Source organism: Mesorhizobium sp. B2-4-2 (assembly GCF_006442845.1).
Classification (GTDB): Bacteria; Pseudomonadota; Alphaproteobacteria; order Rhizobiales; family Rhizobiaceae; genus Mesorhizobium.
Map to the genome: position 1 here is coordinate 261938 of NZ_VFVM01000006.1, position 20079 is coordinate 282016.

19 protein-coding genes are annotated in these 20079 nt (G+C 63.9%); 7 read left to right on the top strand and 12 right to left on the bottom strand.

The genetic code is table 11. The annotated features are described in order from the left end of the window. Positions 1 to 244: 244 nt before the first annotated feature. Both FJ942_RS16300 and FJ942_RS16305 read left to right on the top strand, forming a co-directional pair. Positions 245 to 1735: an esterase-like activity of phytase family protein gene (locus FJ942_RS16300; protein WP_140898223.1), complete on the top strand. Its 1491-nt coding sequence runs from the start codon at positions 245 to 247 to the stop codon at positions 1733 to 1735. Between the two features lie 167 nt (positions 1736 to 1902). Further along, on the top strand, positions 1903 to 3375 hold the full coding sequence (locus FJ942_RS16305; RefSeq protein WP_140579999.1) for an MATE family efflux transporter: 1473 nt from the start codon (positions 1903 to 1905) through the stop codon (positions 3373 to 3375). A 12-nt stretch (positions 3376 to 3387) separates the two neighbouring features. Here FJ942_RS16305 and FJ942_RS16310 read toward each other — a convergent pair whose 3' ends face one another. Together FJ942_RS16310 and FJ942_RS16315 are read right to left on the bottom strand one after the other, a co-directional pair. Further along, positions 3388 to 4596: an MFS transporter gene (locus tag FJ942_RS16310; protein ID WP_140898225.1), complete on the bottom strand. Its 1209-nt coding sequence runs from the start codon at positions 4594 to 4596 to the stop codon at positions 3388 to 3390. 197 nt (positions 4597 to 4793) lie between these two features. Next, a complete protein-coding gene (locus tag FJ942_RS16315) occupies positions 4794 to 5198 on the bottom strand; it encodes an SH3 domain-containing protein (protein ID WP_140557552.1) in 405 nt (134 codons plus the stop codon). Positions 5199 to 5435: 237 nt separating this feature from the next. Here FJ942_RS16315 and FJ942_RS16320 point away from each other — a divergent pair, with 237 nt between their 5' ends. Continuing rightward, positions 5436 to 6011: a TMEM175 family protein gene (locus tag FJ942_RS16320; protein WP_140495258.1), complete on the top strand. Its 576-nt coding sequence runs from the start codon at positions 5436 to 5438 to the stop codon at positions 6009 to 6011. 4 nt (positions 6012 to 6015) lie between these two features. On the opposite strand, the gene FJ942_RS16325 is transcribed toward FJ942_RS16320, so the two are convergent. Beyond that, positions 6016 to 6297, bottom strand: coding sequence for a hypothetical protein (locus FJ942_RS16325; protein ID WP_140557550.1), 282 nt, complete (start codon positions 6295 to 6297; stop codon positions 6016 to 6018). A gap of 159 nt (positions 6298 to 6456) precedes the next feature. Here FJ942_RS16325 and FJ942_RS16330 point away from each other — a divergent pair, with 159 nt between their 5' ends. Further along, positions 6457 to 7323, top strand: coding sequence for an SDR family NAD(P)-dependent oxidoreductase (locus tag FJ942_RS16330; protein WP_140557548.1), 867 nt, complete (start codon positions 6457 to 6459; stop codon positions 7321 to 7323). Between the two features lie 79 nt (positions 7324 to 7402). Here the strand turns inward: FJ942_RS16330 and FJ942_RS16335 are convergent, their stop codons facing one another. From FJ942_RS16335 to FJ942_RS16345, 3 genes are all read right to left on the bottom strand, one after another. Continuing rightward, positions 7403 to 7843 (bottom strand): low affinity iron permease family protein, encoded by a 441-nt coding sequence (locus tag FJ942_RS16335; protein ID WP_181165307.1) that lies wholly within the window; start codon positions 7841 to 7843, stop codon positions 7403 to 7405. 333 nt (positions 7844 to 8176) lie between these two features. Continuing rightward, positions 8177 to 8818: a DapH/DapD/GlmU-related protein gene (locus FJ942_RS16340; protein ID WP_140557546.1), complete on the bottom strand. Its 642-nt coding sequence runs from the start codon at positions 8816 to 8818 to the stop codon at positions 8177 to 8179. Between the two features lie 85 nt (positions 8819 to 8903). Next, the gene (locus FJ942_RS16345; protein ID WP_181169921.1) at positions 8904 to 9407 is read right to left on the bottom strand and encodes a CreA family protein; all 504 of its coding nucleotides are present in this window, start codon (positions 9405 to 9407) and stop codon (positions 8904 to 8906) included. A gap of 220 nt (positions 9408 to 9627) precedes the next feature. On the opposite strand from FJ942_RS16345, the gene FJ942_RS16350 reads away from it, so the two are divergent. The 3 genes from FJ942_RS16350 to FJ942_RS16360 all read left to right on the top strand — a co-directional run bounded on the left by FJ942_RS16350 (position 9628) and on the right by FJ942_RS16360 (position 13019). Then, positions 9628 to 10206 carry an SCO family protein gene (locus FJ942_RS16350; RefSeq protein ID WP_140495247.1) on the top strand — a complete coding sequence of 193 codons (579 nt, stop codon included), beginning with the start codon at positions 9628 to 9630 and terminating at the stop codon, positions 10204 to 10206. Positions 10207 to 10215: 9 nt separating this feature from the next. Then, positions 10216 to 11088, top strand: coding sequence for a 50S ribosomal protein L11 methyltransferase (locus tag FJ942_RS16355; protein ID WP_140521202.1), 873 nt, complete (start codon positions 10216 to 10218; stop codon positions 11086 to 11088). An 86-nt stretch (positions 11089 to 11174) separates the two neighbouring features. Continuing rightward, complete coding sequence (locus FJ942_RS16360) at positions 11175 to 13019, top strand: aminopeptidase P family protein (RefSeq protein ID WP_140898227.1); 1845 nt, start codon at positions 11175 to 11177, stop codon at positions 13017 to 13019. Between the two features lie 46 nt (positions 13020 to 13065). On the opposite strand, the gene FJ942_RS16365 is transcribed toward FJ942_RS16360, so the two are convergent. The 6 genes from FJ942_RS16365 to FJ942_RS16390 all read right to left on the bottom strand — a co-directional run bounded on the left by FJ942_RS16365 (position 13066) and on the right by FJ942_RS16390 (position 19856). Continuing rightward, positions 13066 to 13362, bottom strand: coding sequence for an AzlD family protein (locus FJ942_RS16365; RefSeq protein WP_140495242.1), 297 nt, complete (start codon positions 13360 to 13362; stop codon positions 13066 to 13068). Then, the gene (locus FJ942_RS16370) at positions 13359 to 14087 is read right to left on the bottom strand and encodes an AzlC family ABC transporter permease (protein ID WP_140495239.1); all 729 of its coding nucleotides are present in this window, start codon (positions 14085 to 14087) and stop codon (positions 13359 to 13361) included. The genes FJ942_RS16365 and FJ942_RS16370 overlap by 4 nt, the downstream gene beginning before the upstream one ends. 104 nt (positions 14088 to 14191) lie before the next feature. Then, on the bottom strand, positions 14192 to 14884 hold the full coding sequence (locus tag FJ942_RS16375) for a TIGR02453 family protein (RefSeq protein ID WP_140898271.1): 693 nt from the start codon (positions 14882 to 14884) through the stop codon (positions 14192 to 14194). Beyond that, positions 14884 to 17088 carry an NAD-dependent DNA ligase LigA gene (gene ligA / locus FJ942_RS16380; RefSeq protein ID WP_140630921.1) on the bottom strand — a complete coding sequence of 735 codons (2205 nt, stop codon included), beginning with the start codon at positions 17086 to 17088 and terminating at the stop codon, positions 14884 to 14886. Before ligA ends, FJ942_RS16375 begins: the two co-directional genes overlap by 1 nt. Before the next feature lie 211 nt (positions 17089 to 17299). After that, the gene (recN, locus tag FJ942_RS16385; RefSeq protein WP_140898229.1) at positions 17300 to 18973 is read right to left on the bottom strand and encodes a DNA repair protein RecN; all 1674 of its coding nucleotides are present in this window, start codon (positions 18971 to 18973) and stop codon (positions 17300 to 17302) included. 13 nt (positions 18974 to 18986) lie between these two features. Beyond that, a complete protein-coding gene (locus FJ942_RS16390) occupies positions 18987 to 19856 on the bottom strand; it encodes an outer membrane protein assembly factor BamD (protein WP_140495233.1) in 870 nt (289 codons plus the stop codon). Positions 19857 to 20079: the final 223 nt, after the last annotated feature.

Sequence of the window (20079 nt, forward strand, 5' to 3'; positions counted from 1 at the left end):
CTACGAACAGCTCCTGGAAGCTGTCGAACCTGTGTCGGAACGATCGATTTTTTGGGCGGCCGCACTTCCCCAGCAGCGTCGCGGCGGGCCGACGCGAATGCGTCACCAACTGTCATGCAAGCATCATGTTCGCGCCTTAGACCGCTTGGCGAGGGCACAGCCGCCCTCCAGGGCGGCAGCCTCGCCGCCCCTAGGCAACCTCAGAATTCCGCCGTCCCGGCGCTTTGTCATCAAGGGGATATCCATGACGCATCTACGCTCATTCTCGTTGCGGCTGCTGGTCGCCGCGCTGGCGGCCTCGGCCGTTTCGCTGCCCGCCTTCGCCGACAGCTCGGCCAGCGTCGGCGGCGCCAGTTTCGTCAACAAGGGGCTGGTGGGGGTTGGCCGCATCCCGGCCGGCCAGCGCGACAGGTTCGGCGAGACCTTCGGCTCCGGCTCCGGCATGTCGATCGACACCGCGGGCTGGACGCATGATGCCGGCACCTACAGAGGCTCGCTGTGGCTGCTGCCCGACCGCGGTTATAACGTCGTCGGTACCACCGACTACCGGCCGCGCCTCAACACGATCAACATCGAGTTCGCCCCGGTGGCGCCAGGTGCCGCGCCCGCGGCCGGCCAGGAGCAGACCGGCGTCAAGGCGACGCTCGCCGACACCATGCTCCTGACCGACGACAAGGGCGCCGACGCCAGCGGTCTCGACCCGCTGAACGGCGTGCGTCCCGCCGCCGGCGACATGCCTGTCCTGCCGCAGGCCGACAATGGCAAGCTCGCGCTCGACAACGAGGCGATCGTGCGGCTGCCCGACGGCACCATGCTCGTCTCCGACGAATACGGTCCCGACATCTACCGCTTCTCCGCCGACGGCCGTCTGATGTCGGCGACCCAGCCTCCGGCCGCGCTCGTGCCGATGCGCCACGGCACGGCCAATTTTGCTTCCGACAATCCGGGCCCAGGTGCTGCCGAACCCGACCCAAAGGATCCCGAAACCGGCCGCCAGAACAATCAGGGCCTCGAAGGCATGGCAATGACGCCGGACGGCAAGTTCGTGATCGCGGTCTTGCAGTCGGCGACCCGGCAGGACGGCGGCGATTCGGCCTCGACGCGCCAGAACACCAGGGCGCTGGTCTATGACGCCTCCGATCTTGCCCATCTCAAGCTGGCACATGAATATGTCGTGCCGCTGCCGGTGTTCAAGGACGCCAAGGGCAAGACCAAGGTGGCTGCGCAAAGCGAGATCGTGGCGCTGTCGGACACGGCTTTCCTGATGCTGGCGCGCGACAGCGGCAATGGCCAGGGCCTGAAGGGCGAAGAGTCGCTGTATCGCAAGATCGACATTGTCGACCTTTCCGGCGCGACCGACATCGCCGGCGGTCCCTTCGATGCCGCCGACAAGCCGGTGGCGCCCAAGGGCGTGCTCGATCCGTCGGTGACGCCGGCAAGGCTGACGCCGTTCATCGACATCAACGACAAGGCCGAGCTTGCCCGCTTCGGCCTGCACAATGGCGCGCCCAATGACAAGGACAACCTCTCGGAAAAGTGGGAAGCGATGTCGCTGGCGAGCGTGCTCGATCCGAAGCTGCCCGACGACTATTTCCTGTTCGTCGCCAACGACAACGATTTCCTCGCCCAGGACGGTTTCCAGGTCGGCGCGCCCTACAAGGCCGAGGACGGCGCCGATGTCGACACCATGTTCCTTGTCTATCAGGTCACGCTTCCCGGCCTCGCCAGGAAGTAAGCATCTTGCAGCAGGCGCCGCCTGGCGCCTCCTGCCCGACAAGCTTGATCGGATGCACGACGGCGTGCCTTGCCCGCCGTCGCTCCTTTCGCAAGGGTGCATCCCGGTCGGGCCTGCGGTATCCTGCGTGCCGGACTCAAAAGAACCAGCTTTGCCGGATGCCCGCCATGGATGAAAAGATGCCCGCGCGCCGGCGCACCGGTGACCTGACCAGCGGCCCCATTCCGCGCACGCTCCTGCTGTTCGCCCTGCCGGTGCTCGGCTCCAACGTGCTGCAATCGCTCAACGGCTCGGTCAACGCTGTCTGGGTCGGCCGCTTCCTCGGCGAATCCGCGCTTACCGCCACCTCGAATGCCAATCTGGTGCTGTTCCTCATCCTCGGCACGGTATTCGGCATCGGCATGGCGGCCACCATACTGGTGGCGCAATCGGTCGGCGCCCGCGATCTCCCCGAGGCACGCCGCATCGTCGGCACCAGCGCCACCTTCTTTTTCTTCGTCTCGGTGCTGTTCGCCGTCTGCGGCTGGATCTGGGTCGACACCATTCTGGGCGCGCTCGGCACACCGCCCGACGCCTTGCCGCTGGCGCGCTCCTATTTGCGCATCATCTTCGTCGCCGTGCCGATGATGAACCTTCTGTCCTTTGTCATGACGGTGCTGCGCGGCGCCGGCGATTCGCGCACGCCGTTCTTTTTCATGGCGCTCGCCGTCGTGCTCGACATCATCTTGAACCCACTGCTCATCCGCGGCATCGGGCCGTTCCCCGAGCTCGGCATCGCCGGCTCGGCGACCTCGACGCTTGTCGGCCAGACAGTGAGCGTCATTGCCATCCTGATCGTGCTCTATGTCCGCAAGCATCCGCTGCGTCTGGCCGGCGCCAATCTGGCGCTGCTGCGGCCGGACCCCGCCTTGCTGCGCGTCGTCGTCTTCAAGGGCGTTCCGATGGGTTTGCAGATGATCGTGATTTCGGCCGCGGCCCTGACGGTGATGGGCATCGTCAATTCCTACGGTTCGCAGGTGGCCGCCGCCTACGGCATCGCCGCGCAGTTATGGACCTACATCCAGATGCCCGCGCTCGCCATCGGCGCGGCCGTGTCCTCGATGGCGGCGCAGAACGTCGGCGCCGGCCGCTGGGACCGCATCAGCCGCATCGCAGCGTCAGGCGTCGGCTTCAACCTGGTGCTGACCGGTGCTCTCGTGGCACTTCTATGGGTCTTCGATCGCTCGATCCTCAGCCTGTTCCTGAGCCGCGACAGCGCGGCGATAGACATCGCCGCTCACATCAACAACGTCGCGTCCTGGTCGTTCATCCTGTTCGGCGTCACCATCGTGCTGTTCGCCACCGTGCGCGCCACGGGCGCCGTGATGCCGCCGCTGGTCATCCTGGTGATCTCGGTACTGGTCGTGCGCACCGGCTTTGCCTATTTCATGCGGGATGTGATCGGCGAGGAGGCGCTGTGGTGGAGTTTCCCCGCCGGCTCGATCACCTCCCTGCTGCTGGCCGCGGCCTACTACCGTCTCGGCGGCTGGCGCACCCTGCACATGATCGAGAACCGGCCGGCCGCCGGCGAGCCGCCCGACACCGGGCTCGGCGTGCCGCGCCAGCGCGCGCATTTTTCCCCAGAGACGCCGAACGGCTGAAGCTGGCCGCTCTCAAGGCCTGTTTTTCAACCCAAAGCCCAGCGCGACCAGCGCAAACACGATGATCATGCCGGCGAACGCCAGGCTGGCCGCGATGGGGCTGGCATAGGTCGAGATGATGCCAATACCGATGACGGGCAAGGCATTGCCGATAAAGCAGCAGATGAAGAAGCTGGATACCACTTCGGCGCGGCGATCCTCCGGTGCGATCTCGTTCACCACCTGCAGGCTGCCACGATAGCCGAGTGCGGCCGTCACGCCGCAGCAGGCGGTGGCGGCGATCATCAGCGCCATCGACGCCAGCATCTGCGCCGCCACCACCATGAGGATGCTGGGAATCATCAACGCCAGCGCGGTCAGCATGGCCTTGCCGCTCTGCATTTGCTTCAGCGCTACGATGCTGAGCGCGGTGACGATCGCCAATTCGAAGAACAGCGCACCGGCGACAGCATGGTTCGTCTCATGCAGTTGCTGCGCCAGGATGCTTGGCGCCACCGCGGCATAGAAGCCGACCAGCGCCATGGCGCCGAAACCGGTCACCGCCGGCGCGACGAAGCGCGCGCGGATTTCATCCGGCACGGCAAAGTGCGGCCGCATGGAAATCTGCCCGGGGCCGCCAGGCTCCGCCACCGTTTCGCGTGTACGCCAGACCAGGATGGAGACGAATACAAGCGCCGCCAGATAGACGATGAAGACCAGGCGCAAGGGCCACGGTTCATACTGCGCCAACAGTCCCGAAACGAGTGCGCCGAAACCGAGGCCCAGGAAATTGGTGCTGGTGGCAATGACGCTGGCGCGCGCCTTGTCAGCGCCGGGGAGAAGCTCGGCGATCCATGCCGTTCCGGTCCCCGCGCCGACACCGATGCCAAGCCCGCTCAGGACGCGCGCCACATCGAGCAGAACGACATTGTTGGCGAACAGAAAGACAAGCGCGCTGGCGACGGCGACGATCATGGCCGCGAGAGCGGCAGGCCGGCGCCCAACGACATCCGACGCGCCGCCCAACATCAGCAGGGCGCCGAGATTGCCGACGACATAGACCGCGTAGACCAGCGTCAGCGTGATCTGTGAAAAGCCGAATTGCTGCTTGTAGATGATGTACAGCGGCGTCAGCACCGTGCTGCCGGCAAACAGAACGGCGATCATTGTGGCAACCACCGGAATTGCGAGAGCCTCGCCGCCTGCTTCGTTGCGCGTATGCGCCAAGTCACGAATGGCCATGGCCAAACCTCTTCATCAGTTTCAGGGATCGCGACCTTAACGCGCCCTTACTCCCGACGTTCCGGCCGGCCGGCGGGCTCCTGACAGCATGACGGACGTTGTCTGGACCGGGAAACCCGTTGGCTGAACAGGCTCGTGTCGGAGCCGATGGTTCCGATCCGTCACGACATCCTGTCGTGTGACCCCGCTAAAATCCGCTATTTGCAGGAGAAACCCGGTGCGATCTTGCACTTCCCGGGACGCGGTTTGTGCGGCGGGCGATGGTGCGGAGGACGGTGCGGCCGATGCTGCCAGTGCGGCGGACGATGCGGCGGGCGCACGATGATCACTGGCGGGCGAACGACATGGGCCCGCGAGAGATAGCCGGAACTGGCCCAGCCGCTGAGGCCGCCGCCATGGATTCTGCACCAACCCGGCTGGCAGCCGGTGACGTTCACCCTGTAGCCGACTGGCAGCGTCCCCACCTTGGCATATCCCGCCCCGGGCCCGGAGCGCACGTTGAGGTTGGTGGTGGTGTGGGCGCTGTAGGCGAACGCGGCGGCCGACGTGCCGAGGATGGCGGCCAGAATGGTCGCGAGGCAGAGCAGAAATCGAAATCTCATCAGTCACTCCATTCGATCGCTCGGCCTTATGTGATTCAGCCGAGGCTGTCTTCGATGGAGGACTGTGGCAAGAAAAGTCAACAATTTGCCACAGCAAACCATTGCCGCGAGCCGGCCTGGCGGGAGAGTTTCCCCTGATATAGTTGAGAAATTCCCCGGATGGCGTTTATCGGCCTGACAACATCAGCTAACGATTTACCATCTTCAACGATCGACACCGGACATAGGGCGCAAATCATGGGCAAAGGCAGGGTCGAGGCATTCACCGACGGCGTCGTGGCCATCATCATCACCATCATGGTGCTTGAACTGAAGGTGCCGCACGGCGAGGATCTCTCGGCCTTGCTGCCGCTATGGCCGATCTTCTTCAGCTACGTGCTGTCCTTCATCAACGTCGGCCTTTACTGGAACAATTTGCACAATATGTTCCACACCGTGCAGCGGGTCGACGGCCGCGTGTTGTGGGCGAACCTCAATCTCCTGTTCTGGCTGTCGCTGATGCCGGTGACGACGGCCTTCATGGGCGAAAACCATTTCGCGCCGGTGCCGGTCGCCGTCTACGGCGCCGATCTTGCGCTGTGCGCCATCGCCTACTTCATTCTCGTCGTGACGCTTCACCGATTGCACGGCAACGATACGGCCTTTGCCAGGGCGATCGGCAACGACCGCAAGGGCAAGATCTCGCTTGTCGCCTATCTCTGCGCCATCCCGCTGACCTTCATCAGCCAGTGGATCGGCGTCGCGATCTATGTACTGGTTGCCCTGGTCTGGCTTGTGCCGGACCGGCGTTTCGCACGCGTGATCGAAAAATAGGGATCTATTCGCGCATCGCTTTCAGCTTCTCGGCCACCGACGCGGCAAGATCGGCGTAGCGCTCTTCCAGCCGTTCCGCCGCCTTGATGACCGCAAAGTCATGGCCGAACTTTTCCAGCGCCATGCGCAGCTTCTCGACGAAATCCGCCTGTTTTTCCAAGGCGGAAAACAGCGTCTTCACCTGTGCTTCGTTGATCTCGGGGTTTGCCAGCATCTGCGGCACTTCGCGGTTCATCTGATCGCCGATGGTGGTCTGCTGCTTCAGGATTTCGATCCAGTCCGTCAATCGGGAAATCTCCTTTTTGCGAGGCACCATGCGCAGTCTCGGCTGGACCGGTCAACCCGGCCCATGCCGGCTGCTGAAGCGCAGCCAGGCGCGTGGAGGCTTGCGCCAGCCCGCTCCGGCGCTAAGTTCGGCGCCATCGCAAGAAGGAATCCGCCGCCCATGCTGACCGACGCAGAACTCCAGACCGCTTTGCCCGCGCTTGGTTCGGGCAATGCCGCAGTCATTACCGGCGCTGCCAGCGGCATTGGTCTTGCCGCCGCGAAGCGGCTGGCTCTCATGGGCATGAAGATCGTGCTTGCCGATGTCGCCGGCCCGCGTCTTGAGGATGCGGCCCGTATTGTGTCCGCGATCGCCGGCGACGATGCCGTGCTGGCCGTCGCCGCCGATGTTTCGAAGGCACAAGACGTGGATCGTCTCGCCGAAAGAGCCTTTGGCGCCTTCGGCAATGTGTCGCTGCTGATGAACAATGCTGGTGTCGGCAACAACCCGGGTAAGCCGTGGGAGAACCGCGACGCTTGGAAGCAGCTGCTGGACATCAATTTCTGGGGTGTCGTGCATGGCGTCGAAGCCTTCGTGCCCCGCATGCTGGCGGCCCGCCAGCCGGGCCTGATCGTCAACACCGGCTCCAAGCAAGGCATCACCACGCCGCCTGGAAACCTTGCCTACAACGTCTCCAAGGCCGGCGTGAAGACCTTTACCGAGGGACTGGCGCATGCCCTGCGCAACGAACCGGGTGCCCATCTGTCGGCGCATCTGCTGATCCCGGGCTTCACCTATACCGGCCTGACCGAGGGTGCGACCGAGAAGCCGGCCGACGCCTGGACCGGCGAACAGGTCATTGATTTCATGCTGGAATCCCTGACAAAGCGCGACTTCTACATCCTGTGCCCTGACAACGAGGTGACGCGTCCGCTGGATGAGAAACGCATGGCCTGGGCGATCGGCGACATCATCGAAAACCGCCCTGCTCTGTCGCGCTGGCACCCCGACCACAAGGATGCCTTCGCGGCATTCATGAAGCAATGAGCATGTCCGAAAAATGAGAGCCGGTGTTCGGATCGGGTCGCATTCGAGCAACGACGGAACCCTTGGGGGTTAACCGGTTTCAGCCGGTGCTTCGAGCCACCTGCTTTTTCGGTTTGCTCTTTGACGCCACGGCTTTCTTGGCAGCTACGGCCGCGATTTTCTCGTCATGCCGCTTCGCTGCCCGCTCGCATTTGGCACGGATCTCCTGGACCTCGGCTTCGGTCAGATGCTCGATACCGATGAAGGTGTTCTTGGCTTCGCTGACCCGGATCAACTCGTCCAGTTTGGCCTGGATTGCCGCGCCGTCTCGATTCTGGGTGTTTTGGATGAGAAACACCATCAGGAAGGTGATGATCGTCGTCCCGGTGTTGATCACCAGTTGCCAAGTGTCCGAGAAGGCGAAGAGTGGGCCGCTTACTGCCCAGATGATGACGATCAGGCAGCAGAGTGCGAATGTCGGCGACAGCCCCGCAAGGTGGGCTACCCGGTTGGCGATTTTGGTGAAGAGCTTCTCGATCATGGGGTCCCTCAAACAGCGCCGCGCCGTGCGGTACGCCGGAAGGAACAACCGGCGGCCATATCGGGTTCCCATCGGAAAGAAATACAACCGCCGCAATCGAATGCACGCATCAAGGGAATCGGAAGGACAACACACTTTATCGGTTTGGTGTCACAGTAACGGTGCAGGCAAAACAGGCCTGTTCCTTCCGCTTCACAGCGGTTTACCTCCAGCCCCTTCCGTTGCGCCACCCCCGCATGACGGAAGGGGTTCAGTCCGGAGCGCTCGCACAGTGGTTCCCTGAAGCGCGCCTTTGGCGCAAATGCGCGTGCTCTTCAGCCGCGCCGGCGTCACTCACGCGGCGTGATTTTCCCAGCGGTCCAGGAAGGTCTCGATGGTCATGGCCTGCATGTCGGGAACGGCGCTGGCGAGCTTTTCGACCGGCCAGTCCCACCAGGCGAGAGCCTCGATCCGCGCCGCGACATCGGCTGCGAAGCGCGGCCGAAGCGGCTTGGCCGGCACCCCGGCGACGATCGCATAAGGCGGCACGTCATGCGTGACGACGGCATTGGCGCCGACGACGGCGCCATTGCCGATGGTGAGGCCGGGCATGATCACGGCCCCGTGGCCGATCCACACGTCATGGCCGATGCTCACCGCCTTCGCCTGGCGTCGTTCGCGGAAGACGGCATCGACGCCCAGCCAGCGGAAATATTCGTTGGGCCGGTAGCTGACCTTGTGCTGGGTCAGCCGCTCGATCGGATGATCCAGTGCATTGATGCGGCTGTTGGCGGCAATCGAGCAGAATTTGCCGATGCTCGTGTAGATCGCCTCGGCGTGCCGCTCGAAGTAGGAAAAATCGCCGACGCTCACTTCGCGCAGTACCACCCGCTCGCCGATCGAGGCGTAGCGGCCCAGCTTGCATGCTTTCAGCTCCGCCGTCGGATGGATACGCGGCTCGGGATCTTTCAGCACGAGATTTTCGGAACGGTCCATACGGGCGGCTTTACGTCAGGGCAATAGCTCCCGCAAGCCGGGAGCAATTGTCGGTCGGGTCAATTGCACGGAAAAACGGATCCATCTATTTCGGTTTGCCCTTGGTCCACACCACGTTCTGGCCGTAGAGCGGCACGGTGGTGACCGACATTTTGGCCGAGCCGTTCTGCACCTGGCGCGAATGCGAGAGGTAGATCAGCGTCTCGTTGGCCTTGTCGTAGATGCGGTTCACCACCTGCTTCTTCCAGATCAGGCTGATGCCTTGCTTGAACACCTCCTCGCCGCCTTCGCTCATGTCGATGTCGCCGATGGTGATCGGACCGGTCTGGCGGCACGAAATCGAGGAATCGGAAGGATCCTCGAACCAGTTGCCCTTGTGCAGGCGGTCGATGATGCCGCGGTCGAAATAGGACACGTGGCAGGTGACGCCGTCCACCTTCGGATCCTTGATCGCTTCGACGATGATGTCGTTGCCGAGCCAGTCGACGCCGACCTTGCCGACTTCATCGGCGACTGCAGCACCGGCGCCAAGGACAAGGCACGCGGTCAGAGCGCCGCCGATCAGATTTCGCCCAATCAGTCGTTGCAAGATAGCCTCCGAGGTTCAAGTTTGCCGGTCTCAGGTGGGGCGAAGGACATTGCATTGCAAGCCGCCGGTCCCGATGAAAACGCCGGGATAGGTCACGGCCGGTTGCGTCAACGCGGCACCTTTGCGTGTACCCGGTCGAACCGCTAAGACTGTTCGCCGAACCAAGGGCTGCCTGGCCATGGCCGGCATGCCGATGAAATTACAAGACGGAATCCTACTGATGATGCGCTCAATACTGGTCGGCATTCTCGTCCTGATGGCGGCCGGCATAGGCTGGCTGACCTTCGACTGGTATCGCGGCCACTATGGCGGCGAGCCTTTCGGTGCCGCCTTTACGCTGGTCGACCAGAAAGGCGCGCCGATCACCGAAGCCGCCTTCCGGGGCCACCCCAGCGTGGTCTTCTTCGGCTTCACCCACTGCCCAGAGGTCTGCCCGACCACGCTGTTCGAACTGTCCGGCTGGCTGAAGACGCTTGGTGACGATGGCAAGAACCTGCATGCCTATTTCGTCTCAGTCGATCCGGAGCGCGACACCCCCGCGGTCATGAACGCCTATGTCAGCAATTTCTCTGACCGCATCACCGGCATATCGGGCGACCCGGACAAAGTCCACGCCATGGCGAAGTCCTTCGGCATCTACTGGAAGAAGGTCGACACCGGCGACGGCGACTACACGATGGACCATACCGCCTCGGTGCTGCTGCTCAACGGCAAGGGCGATTTCGCCGGCACGATCGCCTATGGCGAAAGCGCCGACACCGCGGTGGAAAAGCTCAAACGCCTCGCGGCCAAGGGCTGATGCGAATCCATGACCCAGACGCGGCTCCATTTCACCGCCGGCAAGATCGAATCCACCAGAATTTTCGCCGCCCTCGATGCCGCCTTTGAGGACGAAGGCTTGCCGATAGCCGTGCTGGAGGTCGATGAGGACGCGGACATTCATGAAGTCTCTCTCTATGCCGACGGCGATGTGGATGCGGTCGAGGCGCGGGTGAAGGACATTCTGGCAGGGCTAGCCCTGTCCAGGCCGGTCGAGCGCGAGACCTTGCCCGATATCGACTGGGTGGCGCGCTCGCTGGAAGGGCTGAAACCGGTGCGTGCCGGCCGTTTCTTCGTGCATGGCGCGCATGATCGCCGCAAACGCCACAGTGGCGAGCTTGCCATCGAGATCGAAGCGGGGCTGGCCTTCGGCACCGGCCACCACGGCACCACCGCCGGATGCCTGGAAATGCTGGAAAAGGTGACGCGGCGCGAGCGGCCGCGCAACGCGCTCGACCTCGGCACCGGCAGCGCGGTGCTGGCCATCGCTGTGGCCAAGCTCTTCCATATTCCCGTGCTGGCGACCGACATCGATCCGGTGGCGGTAAGCGTTGCCGCCGCCAATGCGCGGCTCAACCACGTAAAGGCGCTGGTGGAGACGGTGACCGCGCCCGGATTCCACCATCCGATCTTTGCCAGGCGTGCGCCTTTCGACCTGATCGTCGCCAACATATTGGCGCGGCCGCTGATGCGGCTTGCGCCGGAAATGGCGCGACACATCAGCCTCGGCGGCTCGCTGGTGCTGTCAGGCATCCTCGACCGGCAGCGCGACGCGGTGATCTCCGCCTATGTCGGCCAGAGCTTTCGCCATGTCAGAACGCTGCACCGCGAAGGCTGGGTGACGATCCATCTCAAACGGTGACGCAGCCCCGTCTGGCCCTGCTGAAATCGATTCCGGTTTCCAGCTCCATGCGCTACGGTCGGGCACTATCCGAGGGAGACGCCACCATGTTCCAGGCCTTTGATTCCGCTGGCAATCCGGCCGTCGGCAGACCGCGCGTGGCGCTGCTGCGCCAATGGCTGGCGGAAAACGGCCTGGATGGATTTGTCGTTCCCCGCGCCGACGAGCATCAGGGCGAATATGTCGCCGACCGCTCGGCGCGGCTAAAATGGCTGACCGGCTTCAGCGGCTCCGCCGGCGTTGCCATCATCCTGCGCGACCGCGCCTTCATCTTCGTCGACGGACGCTACACGCTGCAGGTGCGCGGCGAGGTTGATCTCGGTATCTTCTCGATCGAGAGCCTGGTCGACAATCCGCCTGCAAATTGGCTCAAGGATAACCTCGGCAAGGGCGCGCGGCTCGGCTTCGACCCCTGGCTGCACACGATCGGCGAGGTCAAGGCGCTGCGGGCCTCGGCCGAAAAGACCGGCGCCGTGCTGGTGCCGCTCGAGGCGAACCCGATCGACATAATCTGGAAGGATCAGCCGGATGCACCGGTCGCTCCTGTCGAACTCCATCCCATCGGTTTTGCCGGCGAGCTCGCCAAGGACAAGCTGGCGCGGCTGGCGGCGGCGATCGGCCAGGAGGGCGCCACCCATGCGGTGCTGACGGATCCCTCCTCGATTGCCTGGGCCTTCAACATCCGTGGCGGCGACGTACCGCACACGCCGCTGGCGCTCGGCTTTGCTGTCCTCGCTGCCGACGGACGGCACCGGCTATTCATGGACAGCCGAAAATTCTCGCGCCAGGTTGCGGCGTATCTCACCCAGCTTGCCGAGCCCCATGAGCCCGGTGAATTCGAGGCAGCGGTCGTGGCGCTGGCCAAGAGCGGCGCGAAAATCGCGCTAGACCCCGTTTTGGCCGCCGACAGGCTGCGCATGCTGGTCGAGGACAATGGCGGCGAGGTGATTGCCGCTCCCGACCCGGCCCGCATCCCGCGCGCCACCAAGAACCAGGCCGAGATCAACGGCTCGCGCGCCGCGCATCGGCGCGATGGCGCGGCGGTGGCGAAGCTTTTGTGCTGGCTCGACCGCCAGAAGCCCGGCTCGCTCGACGAGATCGCGGTCGTCACCCGGCTGGAAGAGACGCGCCGGCAGACCGGCGAGGAAACGCAAATGCCGCTGCGCGACGTCTCCTTCGACACCATTTCGGGCGCCGGCCCGAATGGCGCCATCATGCACTACCGCGTCTCACGCGCCACCAGCCGCAAGCTCCAGGCCGGCGAGCTGTTCCTGCTCGATTCCGGCGCCCAATATCAGGACGGCACCACCGACATCACCCGCACCGTGCCGATCGGCCAGCCGACCGAGGAAATGCGCGAACGCTTCACGCTCGTGCTGAAAGGCATGATCGGCATTTCCACGCTGCGTTTCCCCGCCGGCACGCGCGGCTCGGAAATCGACGCCGTCGCCCGCATGGCGCTGTGGAAGCACGGCTGCGACTTCGCCCACGGCACCGGCCATGGCGTCGGCTCTTATCTGGCGGTGCACGAAGGCCCGCAACGCATCGCCCGCACGGGCACCGAAAAGCTGCTCGAAGGCATGATGCTGTCCAACGAGCCGGGCTATTACAAGGAAGGTTCTTACGGCATCCGCATCGAGAACCTCATCCTGGTGACGCCGGCCGAGCAGATCGACGGCGGCGACATCGCCATGCACGGTTTCGAGACGCTGACCCTGGCGCCGATCGACGTCAGGCTGGTGCGCTCGGATTTGTTGACCCGCGACGAGCTGCATTGGCTCGACACCTACCACGCCCGCGTGCTGGCCGAGATCGGGCCGATGCTCGACGGCGAGACGCTGGCCTGGCTGGAAAAGGCAACGGCGCCGTTACCGCATGGCGCTAAGATTTGAGTACGTCTAAGGCGGCGCCAGCGTTCGAACGATCGCGCCCGGAACTCTACCCCACGAACTGCCGCGCCAGGATCAGCATCGCCGCACCAGCCAAAAACATCGCCATCAGCCCGCCGCGCAGCGAAACCACAGCGGTGACAACCAACGCCGCCCATTCCGCCGGTCCGGCATTCAACAGTTCCGGCGCCACCAATGTCGTCAGCACCGCCGCCGGCACCGCGTTGAGGCCGGCCTCGACGCGCGGATGGATATTGTCGAAGCGCGAGATGACCAGATGTCCGCCGATGCGCGTAAGATAAGTGGCGATCGCGCCGGCGATGATGATCCAGAACGTCGTGCTCATGGCCGTGCCTTCACGCCTGAGTGGTGGGGCGGCAGGATGACGGCCAGCAGCATGCCGGCGATGGCGCCGATCGAGACGTGCCAGGGCGAACCTACCGTCTTGTAGGCGACGATCGAGGCGCAAGCACTGGCGACGACCACCGGCAGCCACAACGGCCGCTTGCGGAAGCCCATCACCAGGCCAAGGAAATAGATCGGCAGCAGGAAATCGATGCCCAGCGCATGCGTGTCGGGGATGAGCTTGCCGAACACCGCGCCGAGCGCGCTTTCGATCACCCAGAATACATAGACCGGCAGGCCGAGCCCGAGATACCAGGCGAAGCCGACCGTCTCGCCGGATTGCGCCCTCGCCTCGGCGACGGCGAATTGCGGATCGGTGAGGATGAAGAAGCCGAGCGCTTGGCTGACCACAGGCCAGTGCGCTATGCGCCGGCCGATACCGGCCGAATAGAGCACGTGGCGAAAATTGACGGCGAAGATTGACAGCACGATCAGCCACGGCGCGACATGCTGGCCGAACAGCTCGATGCCGACCATCTGGCTGGCGCCGCCGAAAATCATCGCACTCATCAGGAAGGCTTCGAACACCGAGAAGCCATTGTCGACGGCCAGCGCCCCGAACAGCACCCCGAACGGCGCCGACGCCACAACGACCGGCATGGAAAGCCGCACGCCTTGCCAGAAATCGCTCTTTGCGCCGTTCTCGGAAATTGCATCCGACACCATGGATAACTCCCAGGAGAATGGCCTGATCTAGGTAGCGTGGCCCGCCTTGTCACACGAATTCGGTTGAGCCCAACAATCAGCGGAAATGATTGCCAGGACCAATCCTAGCCCTGCGCCACCTTGCCCTCGATCGCCCTCCCCCAATCGAGCAGCGGCTTGGCGCGCATGGTGAAATCGACCAGCTCGTCGACCAGCGCCGCCGTGTGGATCCCCGCCGGATCGATGACATGCTGGACGTAGAAATGACGGTTGCGGATGGCCTCGGCCAGATCGGAATCACCGACATGCTCGAAGCCCCGCGGCGTGCGCTTCATGCGGCCCTCCGTCTCGAACTCAAGACCATTCTTCTTCAAGGCGGCCACCAGGGCGCGGAACCTGTCGGGCCTTGCCGCGATGGCCTTGCGCATGGCGAGCAACAGTTCCGGGGCGGGCTGCCACCAGGCAATGTCGGCGAAGCAGCGTTCCAGCCCGACGTGGACATAGAACACGCCCTGCTCCATCTTGGTGCCGTCGGGCGACAGGATCGCCGACAGATGCCGGTTGTAAGGCCGCTTGTCCTTGGCGAAGCGCACGTCCCGGTTGATCCGGAACAGTGATTTCTTGCGGTCGCCCTTGAGGCCGAGCCCGGCCTCGCCGAAACGGCGTGTGAGCGTCTCCACCAGATCGCCCAGCGGATCGCGCAATTCCTGTTCGAACAGGTCGCGATTCTCTACGAACCACTCGCGACTCTGGTGGAAATCAAGTGCCTTCAGGAACGGAATAGCCTTCCGGCCGAACCCCTTGAATTCGCCTGACATCATGCCTTGCCGATCCGCTGCAGCCACGCGTCCTCGTCTATGACCTCGATGCCGAGTTCACTGGCAAGCTTGAGTTTCGAGCCGGCGCCGGGCCCCGCCACCACCAGATCGGTCTTGGCCGAAACCGAGCCCGCCACCTTCGCGCCCAGCCGTTCGGCCATCGCCTTGGCTTCGGAGCGCGTCATCTTTTCCAGCGAGCCCGTGAACACGATGGTCTTGCCGGCGACCACGCTGTCGGCCGAGACGGTGACGACATACGGCTTCGGCCTGACCTGCTTAAGCAGCGCCTCAAGCACGTCGTCATTGCGCTCATTGCCGAAGAAATCGGCCAGCGCGTTGATCACCGTGTCGCCGATGCCGTTGATCGACGGGAAGACACTATGCGGATCGTCAGCCGCCGCGGTCTCCTTGCCGACGCGGATCAGTTCCTCGATTGTCGAAAACGTCCGGGCAAGCACGGCCGCCGTCGTTTCGCCGATATGGCGGATCCCAAGCGCAAAGATGAAGCGGTCGAGCTCGGGTTCGCGGCGCGAATCGATCGCCGCAAAGAGCTTGTCCAACCCTTCATAGTTGCGGTCCTCGACGCTGCGCACGTTCTTGCGCGTCTTGCCCGACGCCGCCTCGCGCTGCCTCGCCTGCTCCTCGCGCCGCTCGGCCAGCGCCTTGGTGACGGCGGGACGCCGATCCCTGAGCGTGAAGATGTCGGCGGCCGTCTTGACCAGGCCCGCATTGAAGAACAGGTCGATGTTTTCCGCGCCTAGTCCCTCGATATCCATGGCCCCGCGCGACACGAAGTGGCGCAGCCCTTCCACGGCTTGCGCGGGGCAGATCAGTTCGCCCGTGCAACGCCTGCGGGAATCCTCCTTGCCGGTCTTCTCGTTGATTTCGCGCGTCGCCGGCGAGCCGCAGATCGGGCAAGTATGTGGGAATTCGTAAGGCACGGCATCCGGCGGACGCTTGTCGACGACGACACTGACGATCTGCGGGATGACGTCCCCTGCCCGCTGGATCACCACGGTGTCGCCGATGCGCACGTCGATGCCGTCGCGGATCGGCTGGCCGTTGCTGTCGAAACCCTTGATATAGTCTTCGTTGTGCAGCGTGACGTTCTCGACCACGACGCCCCCGACTGTCACGGGCGCAAGCCTCGCCACCGGCGCCAGCGTGCCGGTGCGCCCGACCTGGATATCGATCTTCTGCACGGTCGTCATCGCCTGTTCGGCCGGAAATTTGTGCGCGATGGCCCAGCGCGGTTCGCCGGTGACGAAGCCCCACCGGCGCTGCAACTCCAGTTGGTCGACCTTGTAGACGACGCCGTCGATGTCGTAGCCCAAGGAAGAACGCTGTTCCTCGATGCGGTGATAATGCGCGATCAGCTCGCCGACCGACCTCGCCCGCACCATCAGCGGGCTGACTTTGAAGCCCCATTCCGCGAATTTCTGCACCGAATCGTATTGTGTCGGAGCGGGGTCGGCTGTCGTGTAGCCCCAGGCATAGGCAAAGAATTTGAGGTTCCGGCTGGCGGTGACCGATGGATCCTTCTGGCGCAGCGACCCAGCCGCCGTATTGCGCGGATTGACATAGTCCTGGCCGCCGGCGGCCGCTGAGCGCTGCTTCAGCGCCTCGAATTCGGCATAGGTCATGTAGACCTCGCCGCGTATCTCGATGATTTCGGGCCAGCCCGAGCCTTTCAGCCTGCCGGGAATATCGGCGATGGTCCTCAGATTGGCGGTGATGTCTTCGCCGACAGCGCCATCCCCGCGCGTTGCGCCCTGCACGAACACGCCGTTCTCGTAACGCAGCGACGCCGACAGGCCGTCGATCTTCGGTTCGGCCGTGAAGGCGATGTCGAGATCCTTGTCGCGGTCGAAGAAGCGCCGGCCGCGTTCGATGAAATCGGCGACGTCCTCGTCGGTATAGGCCTTGGCGAGGCTGAGCATGGGCACGGCATGGCGCACCTTGGCAAAGCCTTCCGCCGGCGCGGCACCGACCCTGCGCGATGGCGAATCCTCGCGCACCAGGGCGGGAAAGCGCTGCTCGATGGCGAAGTTGCGCCGGGTCAGCGCATCATAGGCGGCGTCGGTGATAACAGGCGCGTCCTCGGTATGGTAGCGGCGGTCGTGCTCCGCGATCTCCTGCGCCAGGCGCTTCAGCTCCGCTTCGGCTTCGCTCTCACTGAGTGAATCGACTGGTCTTTCAGACATCGCACGGCTTCCCTGACCAATGCACGCCGCCCAAAATACGGTGCGATTTTGGGGCAACGACATGCGCAAAACAATAACCAAGGCGCGGCGCACTTTGGTTGGGCGCCACTATAAATCAGGATTTGGCAGGAGGGAGCCGGCCTGCGAAAAAATCATTCCTGAACAGCAGGATGCAGCCATATCCTGACTCGCCTTCACGGGAAACGAGCTTTCAGGCAGCCGCCGTATTCTCCCGCAGCAATCTCTCGGCGGCCGCGCGCGCTTCGTCGGTGATGGTGGCGCCGGCCAGCATGCGCGCGATCTCTTCCTGGCGCGCCGCCCGGTCCATTTCGGCGATGCCGGTCGCGACCTTGTCGGTGCTGCCGGACTTGGAGATCAGGAAGTGCGTCGCCGCGCGGGCCGCCACCTGCGGCGCATGGGTGACCGAGAGCACCTGCACGCGCCTGGACAATCTTGCCAGCCGCTGGCCGATGGCATCCGCGACGGCGCCGCCTACCCCTGTGTCGATTTCATCGAAGACCAGCGTTGGCGCCGAGCCCCGGTCGGCCAGCGCCACCTTCAGCGCCAGCAGGAAGCGCGAAAGCTCGCCGCCGGAAGCAACTTTCATCATCGGCCCGGGTCGCGTGCCGGGATTGGTGCGCACCCAGAACTCGATCTGGTCGATGCCCTCTTCCATGCGGCTCTCGGCCTCGCTCTTCATCTCGACGATGAAGGCGGCGCGTTCGAGCTTCAGCGCCGGCAGTTCGGCCATCACGGCCTTGGTCAGGCCGACCGCCGCGGCATGGCGAAGCGAGGACAACCGCGCGGCGGCGATGTCATAGGCTTCGCGCGCTGCGGCCGCCTGCTTTTCCAGCCCATGAAGGCGCTCCTCGCCGGCATTGAGATCGGCAAGATCGGCAACCATCGTGTCGCGCAATTGCGCCAAATCATCGACGGCAACGCTGTGCTTGCGCGATGCCGCGCGCAGCGAAAACAATCGCTCTTCCGCCTTTTCCAGCCGCTGTGGATCATATTCGGTGGCGCGCAAAGCCGCCTCGACACCCGACTGCGCCGCGTCGAGCGACAGCATCGCCTCATCCAGCGACTTGACCACTTCGTCGAGCAGCCCGGGGGCCTCGCCGGCCTTGCGCTGCAACCGCCTGAGCAGGCTGGCCAGTTGCGGCAAGGGCGAGGATGGACCCGAAAGCACGTCCTGCGCGTCGTGGATTTCGGAGGCGATCTTCTCGGCCCGCATCATGTGGGCGCGCAAGTCGGCAAGCTCAGTCTCCTCACCCGGCTGCGGATCGAGCTTGGTCAGCTCCGTGACCGCTGCGCGCAGGTAGTCCGCTTCGCGCGCCGCCGCCGCCACCTTGGCACGATGGCGCGAGAGCTCCTGCTCGCAGGCGCGCCAGTGCCGCCAGGCCTCGGCCGCCGACCGGACGGCGCCGAGATGGCCGCCGAAGGCGTCGAGCACGTCGCGATGCGCGCCGGGATCGACAAGGGCGCGTTCGTCATGCTGGCCGTGGATCTCGACCAGCGCGCGGCCGACGTCGCGCATCAGCGTCACGCTGGACGGCTGATCGTTGACGAAGACGCGGGTGCGGCCGTCCACAGTCTGCAAGCGGCGCAGGATGATGTCGCCGTCGTCCTCGATGGCATTCTCGGCAAGCAACGCGCGCACCGGATGGTTGCGCGGCACGTCGAACACGGCAATCACCTGGCCCTGTGCCGCGCCGTGGCGCACCAGGGAAGCGTCACCGCGAGCCCCAAGCGCCAAGGACAGAGCGTCGAGCAGGATGGATTTTCCGGCGCCGGTCTCGCCCGTCAGCACCGAGAGACCGGGCTGGAAGTCGATATCCAGCTTCTCGATCAGGACGATATCGCGGATCGACAGCCTGGAAAGCATCGTTACGCCTGCATCAGGCGCCGGTGATCAGTTTCCCGGCCTTGGATATCCACGAGCCGGCATTCTCGCGCGGCGCAAGCCCGTTGCTCTGCAGGAGCTTGTAGGAATCCTTGTACCATGGGCTGTCGGGATAATTGGTGCCGAGAACGGCGGCAGCGGTCTGCGCCTCCGAAGTCAGGCCCATCGCATAATAGCTCTCGGTCAGGCGCGCCAGCGCCTCCTCGACATGCCGGGTGTTGGAATAATTCTCGACCACATTGCGAAAGCGCTTGACCGCGGCGATGTATTCGCGGCGTTCGAGATAATAGCGGCCGATCTGCATCTCCTTGCCGGCGAGTTGGTCGTTGGCGAAGCGGATCTTTTCCTTGGCGTCATCGACATATTCTGAATTAGGCCAGCGCGTCACGAGATCCTGCATGGTCTGCACGGTCTGGCGCGCTTCCTTCTGATCCTGCGTCACGTCCTTGATCTGGCGGTAGTAGCTAAGGCCGATGATGTACTGCGCATAAGCCGCGTCATCCGTTGACGGATACAGCGTCAGATAACGCTTGGCCGACGAGATCGCTTCGTCGTAGCTGCCCTTGCGATAGTCGGCGAACGCGCCCATCACCATCGATTTGCGGGCCCACTCCGAATAAGGATGCTGGCGGTCGACCGCGTCGAACTTCTTGCTCGCCTCGTCGAGGCGTCCGGCATTCAGATTGGCGAGCCCTTGGTTGTAGAGAACGTCGGCCGGCTCGGTCTGATCGACATAGGTCGACAGGTCGATATCTTTTTCCGACGACATGCAAGCAGACAGGAAGAGCGATGGAACAACCACCGAAAGCGCCAGGAAAACGGACCGCTGCGGCGCTTTCAATTGACCGACTCGCTTGAAGAACATGATTGGATTGCGCCCTTTCGGCGTTATTTCAGTGCCTGTTGCATATCGTTTCCCCAAAACTGGTCCCCACTTCCAGGCGACATGCACTATCGACGGCAGCAGCCATAAACCATAACCGCCTTGCCCGGCAACGCTATGTCTAGGCAATCGAACATTTTTGTGGCGGCCGGGCCGCGCCGGAGCATCCCTGCGATTTCGCCGGCAAATGATGCATTCATGCAAC

Coding starts and splice junctions, on each gene's coding strand:
- FJ942_RS16300 (WP_140898223.1), top strand. CDS start 245: ATGACGCATCTACGCTCATTCTCGTTGCGGCTGCTGGTCGCCGCGCTG.
- FJ942_RS16305 (WP_140579999.1), top strand. CDS start 1,903: ATGGATGAAAAGATGCCCGCGCGCCGGCGCACCGGTGACCTGACCAGC.
- FJ942_RS16310 (WP_140898225.1), bottom strand. CDS start 4,596: ATGGCCATTCGTGACTTGGCGCATACGCGCAACGAAGCAGGCGGCGAG.
- FJ942_RS16315 (WP_140557552.1), bottom strand. CDS start 5,198: ATGAGATTTCGATTTCTGCTCTGCCTCGCGACCATTCTGGCCGCCATC.
- FJ942_RS16320 (WP_140495258.1), top strand. CDS start 5,436: ATGGGCAAAGGCAGGGTCGAGGCATTCACCGACGGCGTCGTGGCCATC.
- FJ942_RS16330 (WP_140557548.1), top strand. CDS start 6,457: ATGCTGACCGACGCAGAACTCCAGACCGCTTTGCCCGCGCTTGGTTCG.
- FJ942_RS16335 (WP_181165307.1), bottom strand. CDS start 7,843: ATGATCGAGAAGCTCTTCACCAAAATCGCCAACCGGGTAGCCCACCTT.
- FJ942_RS16340 (WP_140557546.1), bottom strand. CDS start 8,818: ATGGACCGTTCCGAAAATCTCGTGCTGAAAGATCCCGAGCCGCGTATC.
- FJ942_RS16350 (WP_140495247.1), top strand. CDS start 9,628: ATGATGCGCTCAATACTGGTCGGCATTCTCGTCCTGATGGCGGCCGGC.
- FJ942_RS16355 (WP_140521202.1), top strand. CDS start 10,216: ATGACCCAGACGCGGCTCCATTTCACCGCCGGCAAGATCGAATCCACC.
- FJ942_RS16360 (WP_140898227.1), top strand. CDS start 11,175: ATGTTCCAGGCCTTTGATTCCGCTGGCAATCCGGCCGTCGGCAGACCG.
- FJ942_RS16365 (WP_140495242.1), bottom strand. CDS start 13,362: ATGAGCACGACGTTCTGGATCATCATCGCCGGCGCGATCGCCACTTAT.
- FJ942_RS16370 (WP_140495239.1), bottom strand. CDS start 14,087: ATGGTGTCGGATGCAATTTCCGAGAACGGCGCAAAGAGCGATTTCTGG.
- FJ942_RS16375 (WP_140898271.1), bottom strand. CDS start 14,884: ATGTCAGGCGAATTCAAGGGGTTCGGCCGGAAGGCTATTCCGTTCCTG.
- ligA (WP_140630921.1), bottom strand. CDS start 17,088: ATGTCTGAAAGACCAGTCGATTCACTCAGTGAGAGCGAAGCCGAAGCG.
- recN (WP_140898229.1), bottom strand. CDS start 18,973: ATGCTTTCCAGGCTGTCGATCCGCGATATCGTCCTGATCGAGAAGCTG.
- FJ942_RS16390 (WP_140495233.1), bottom strand. CDS start 19,856: ATGTTCTTCAAGCGAGTCGGTCAATTGAAAGCGCCGCAGCGGTCCGTT.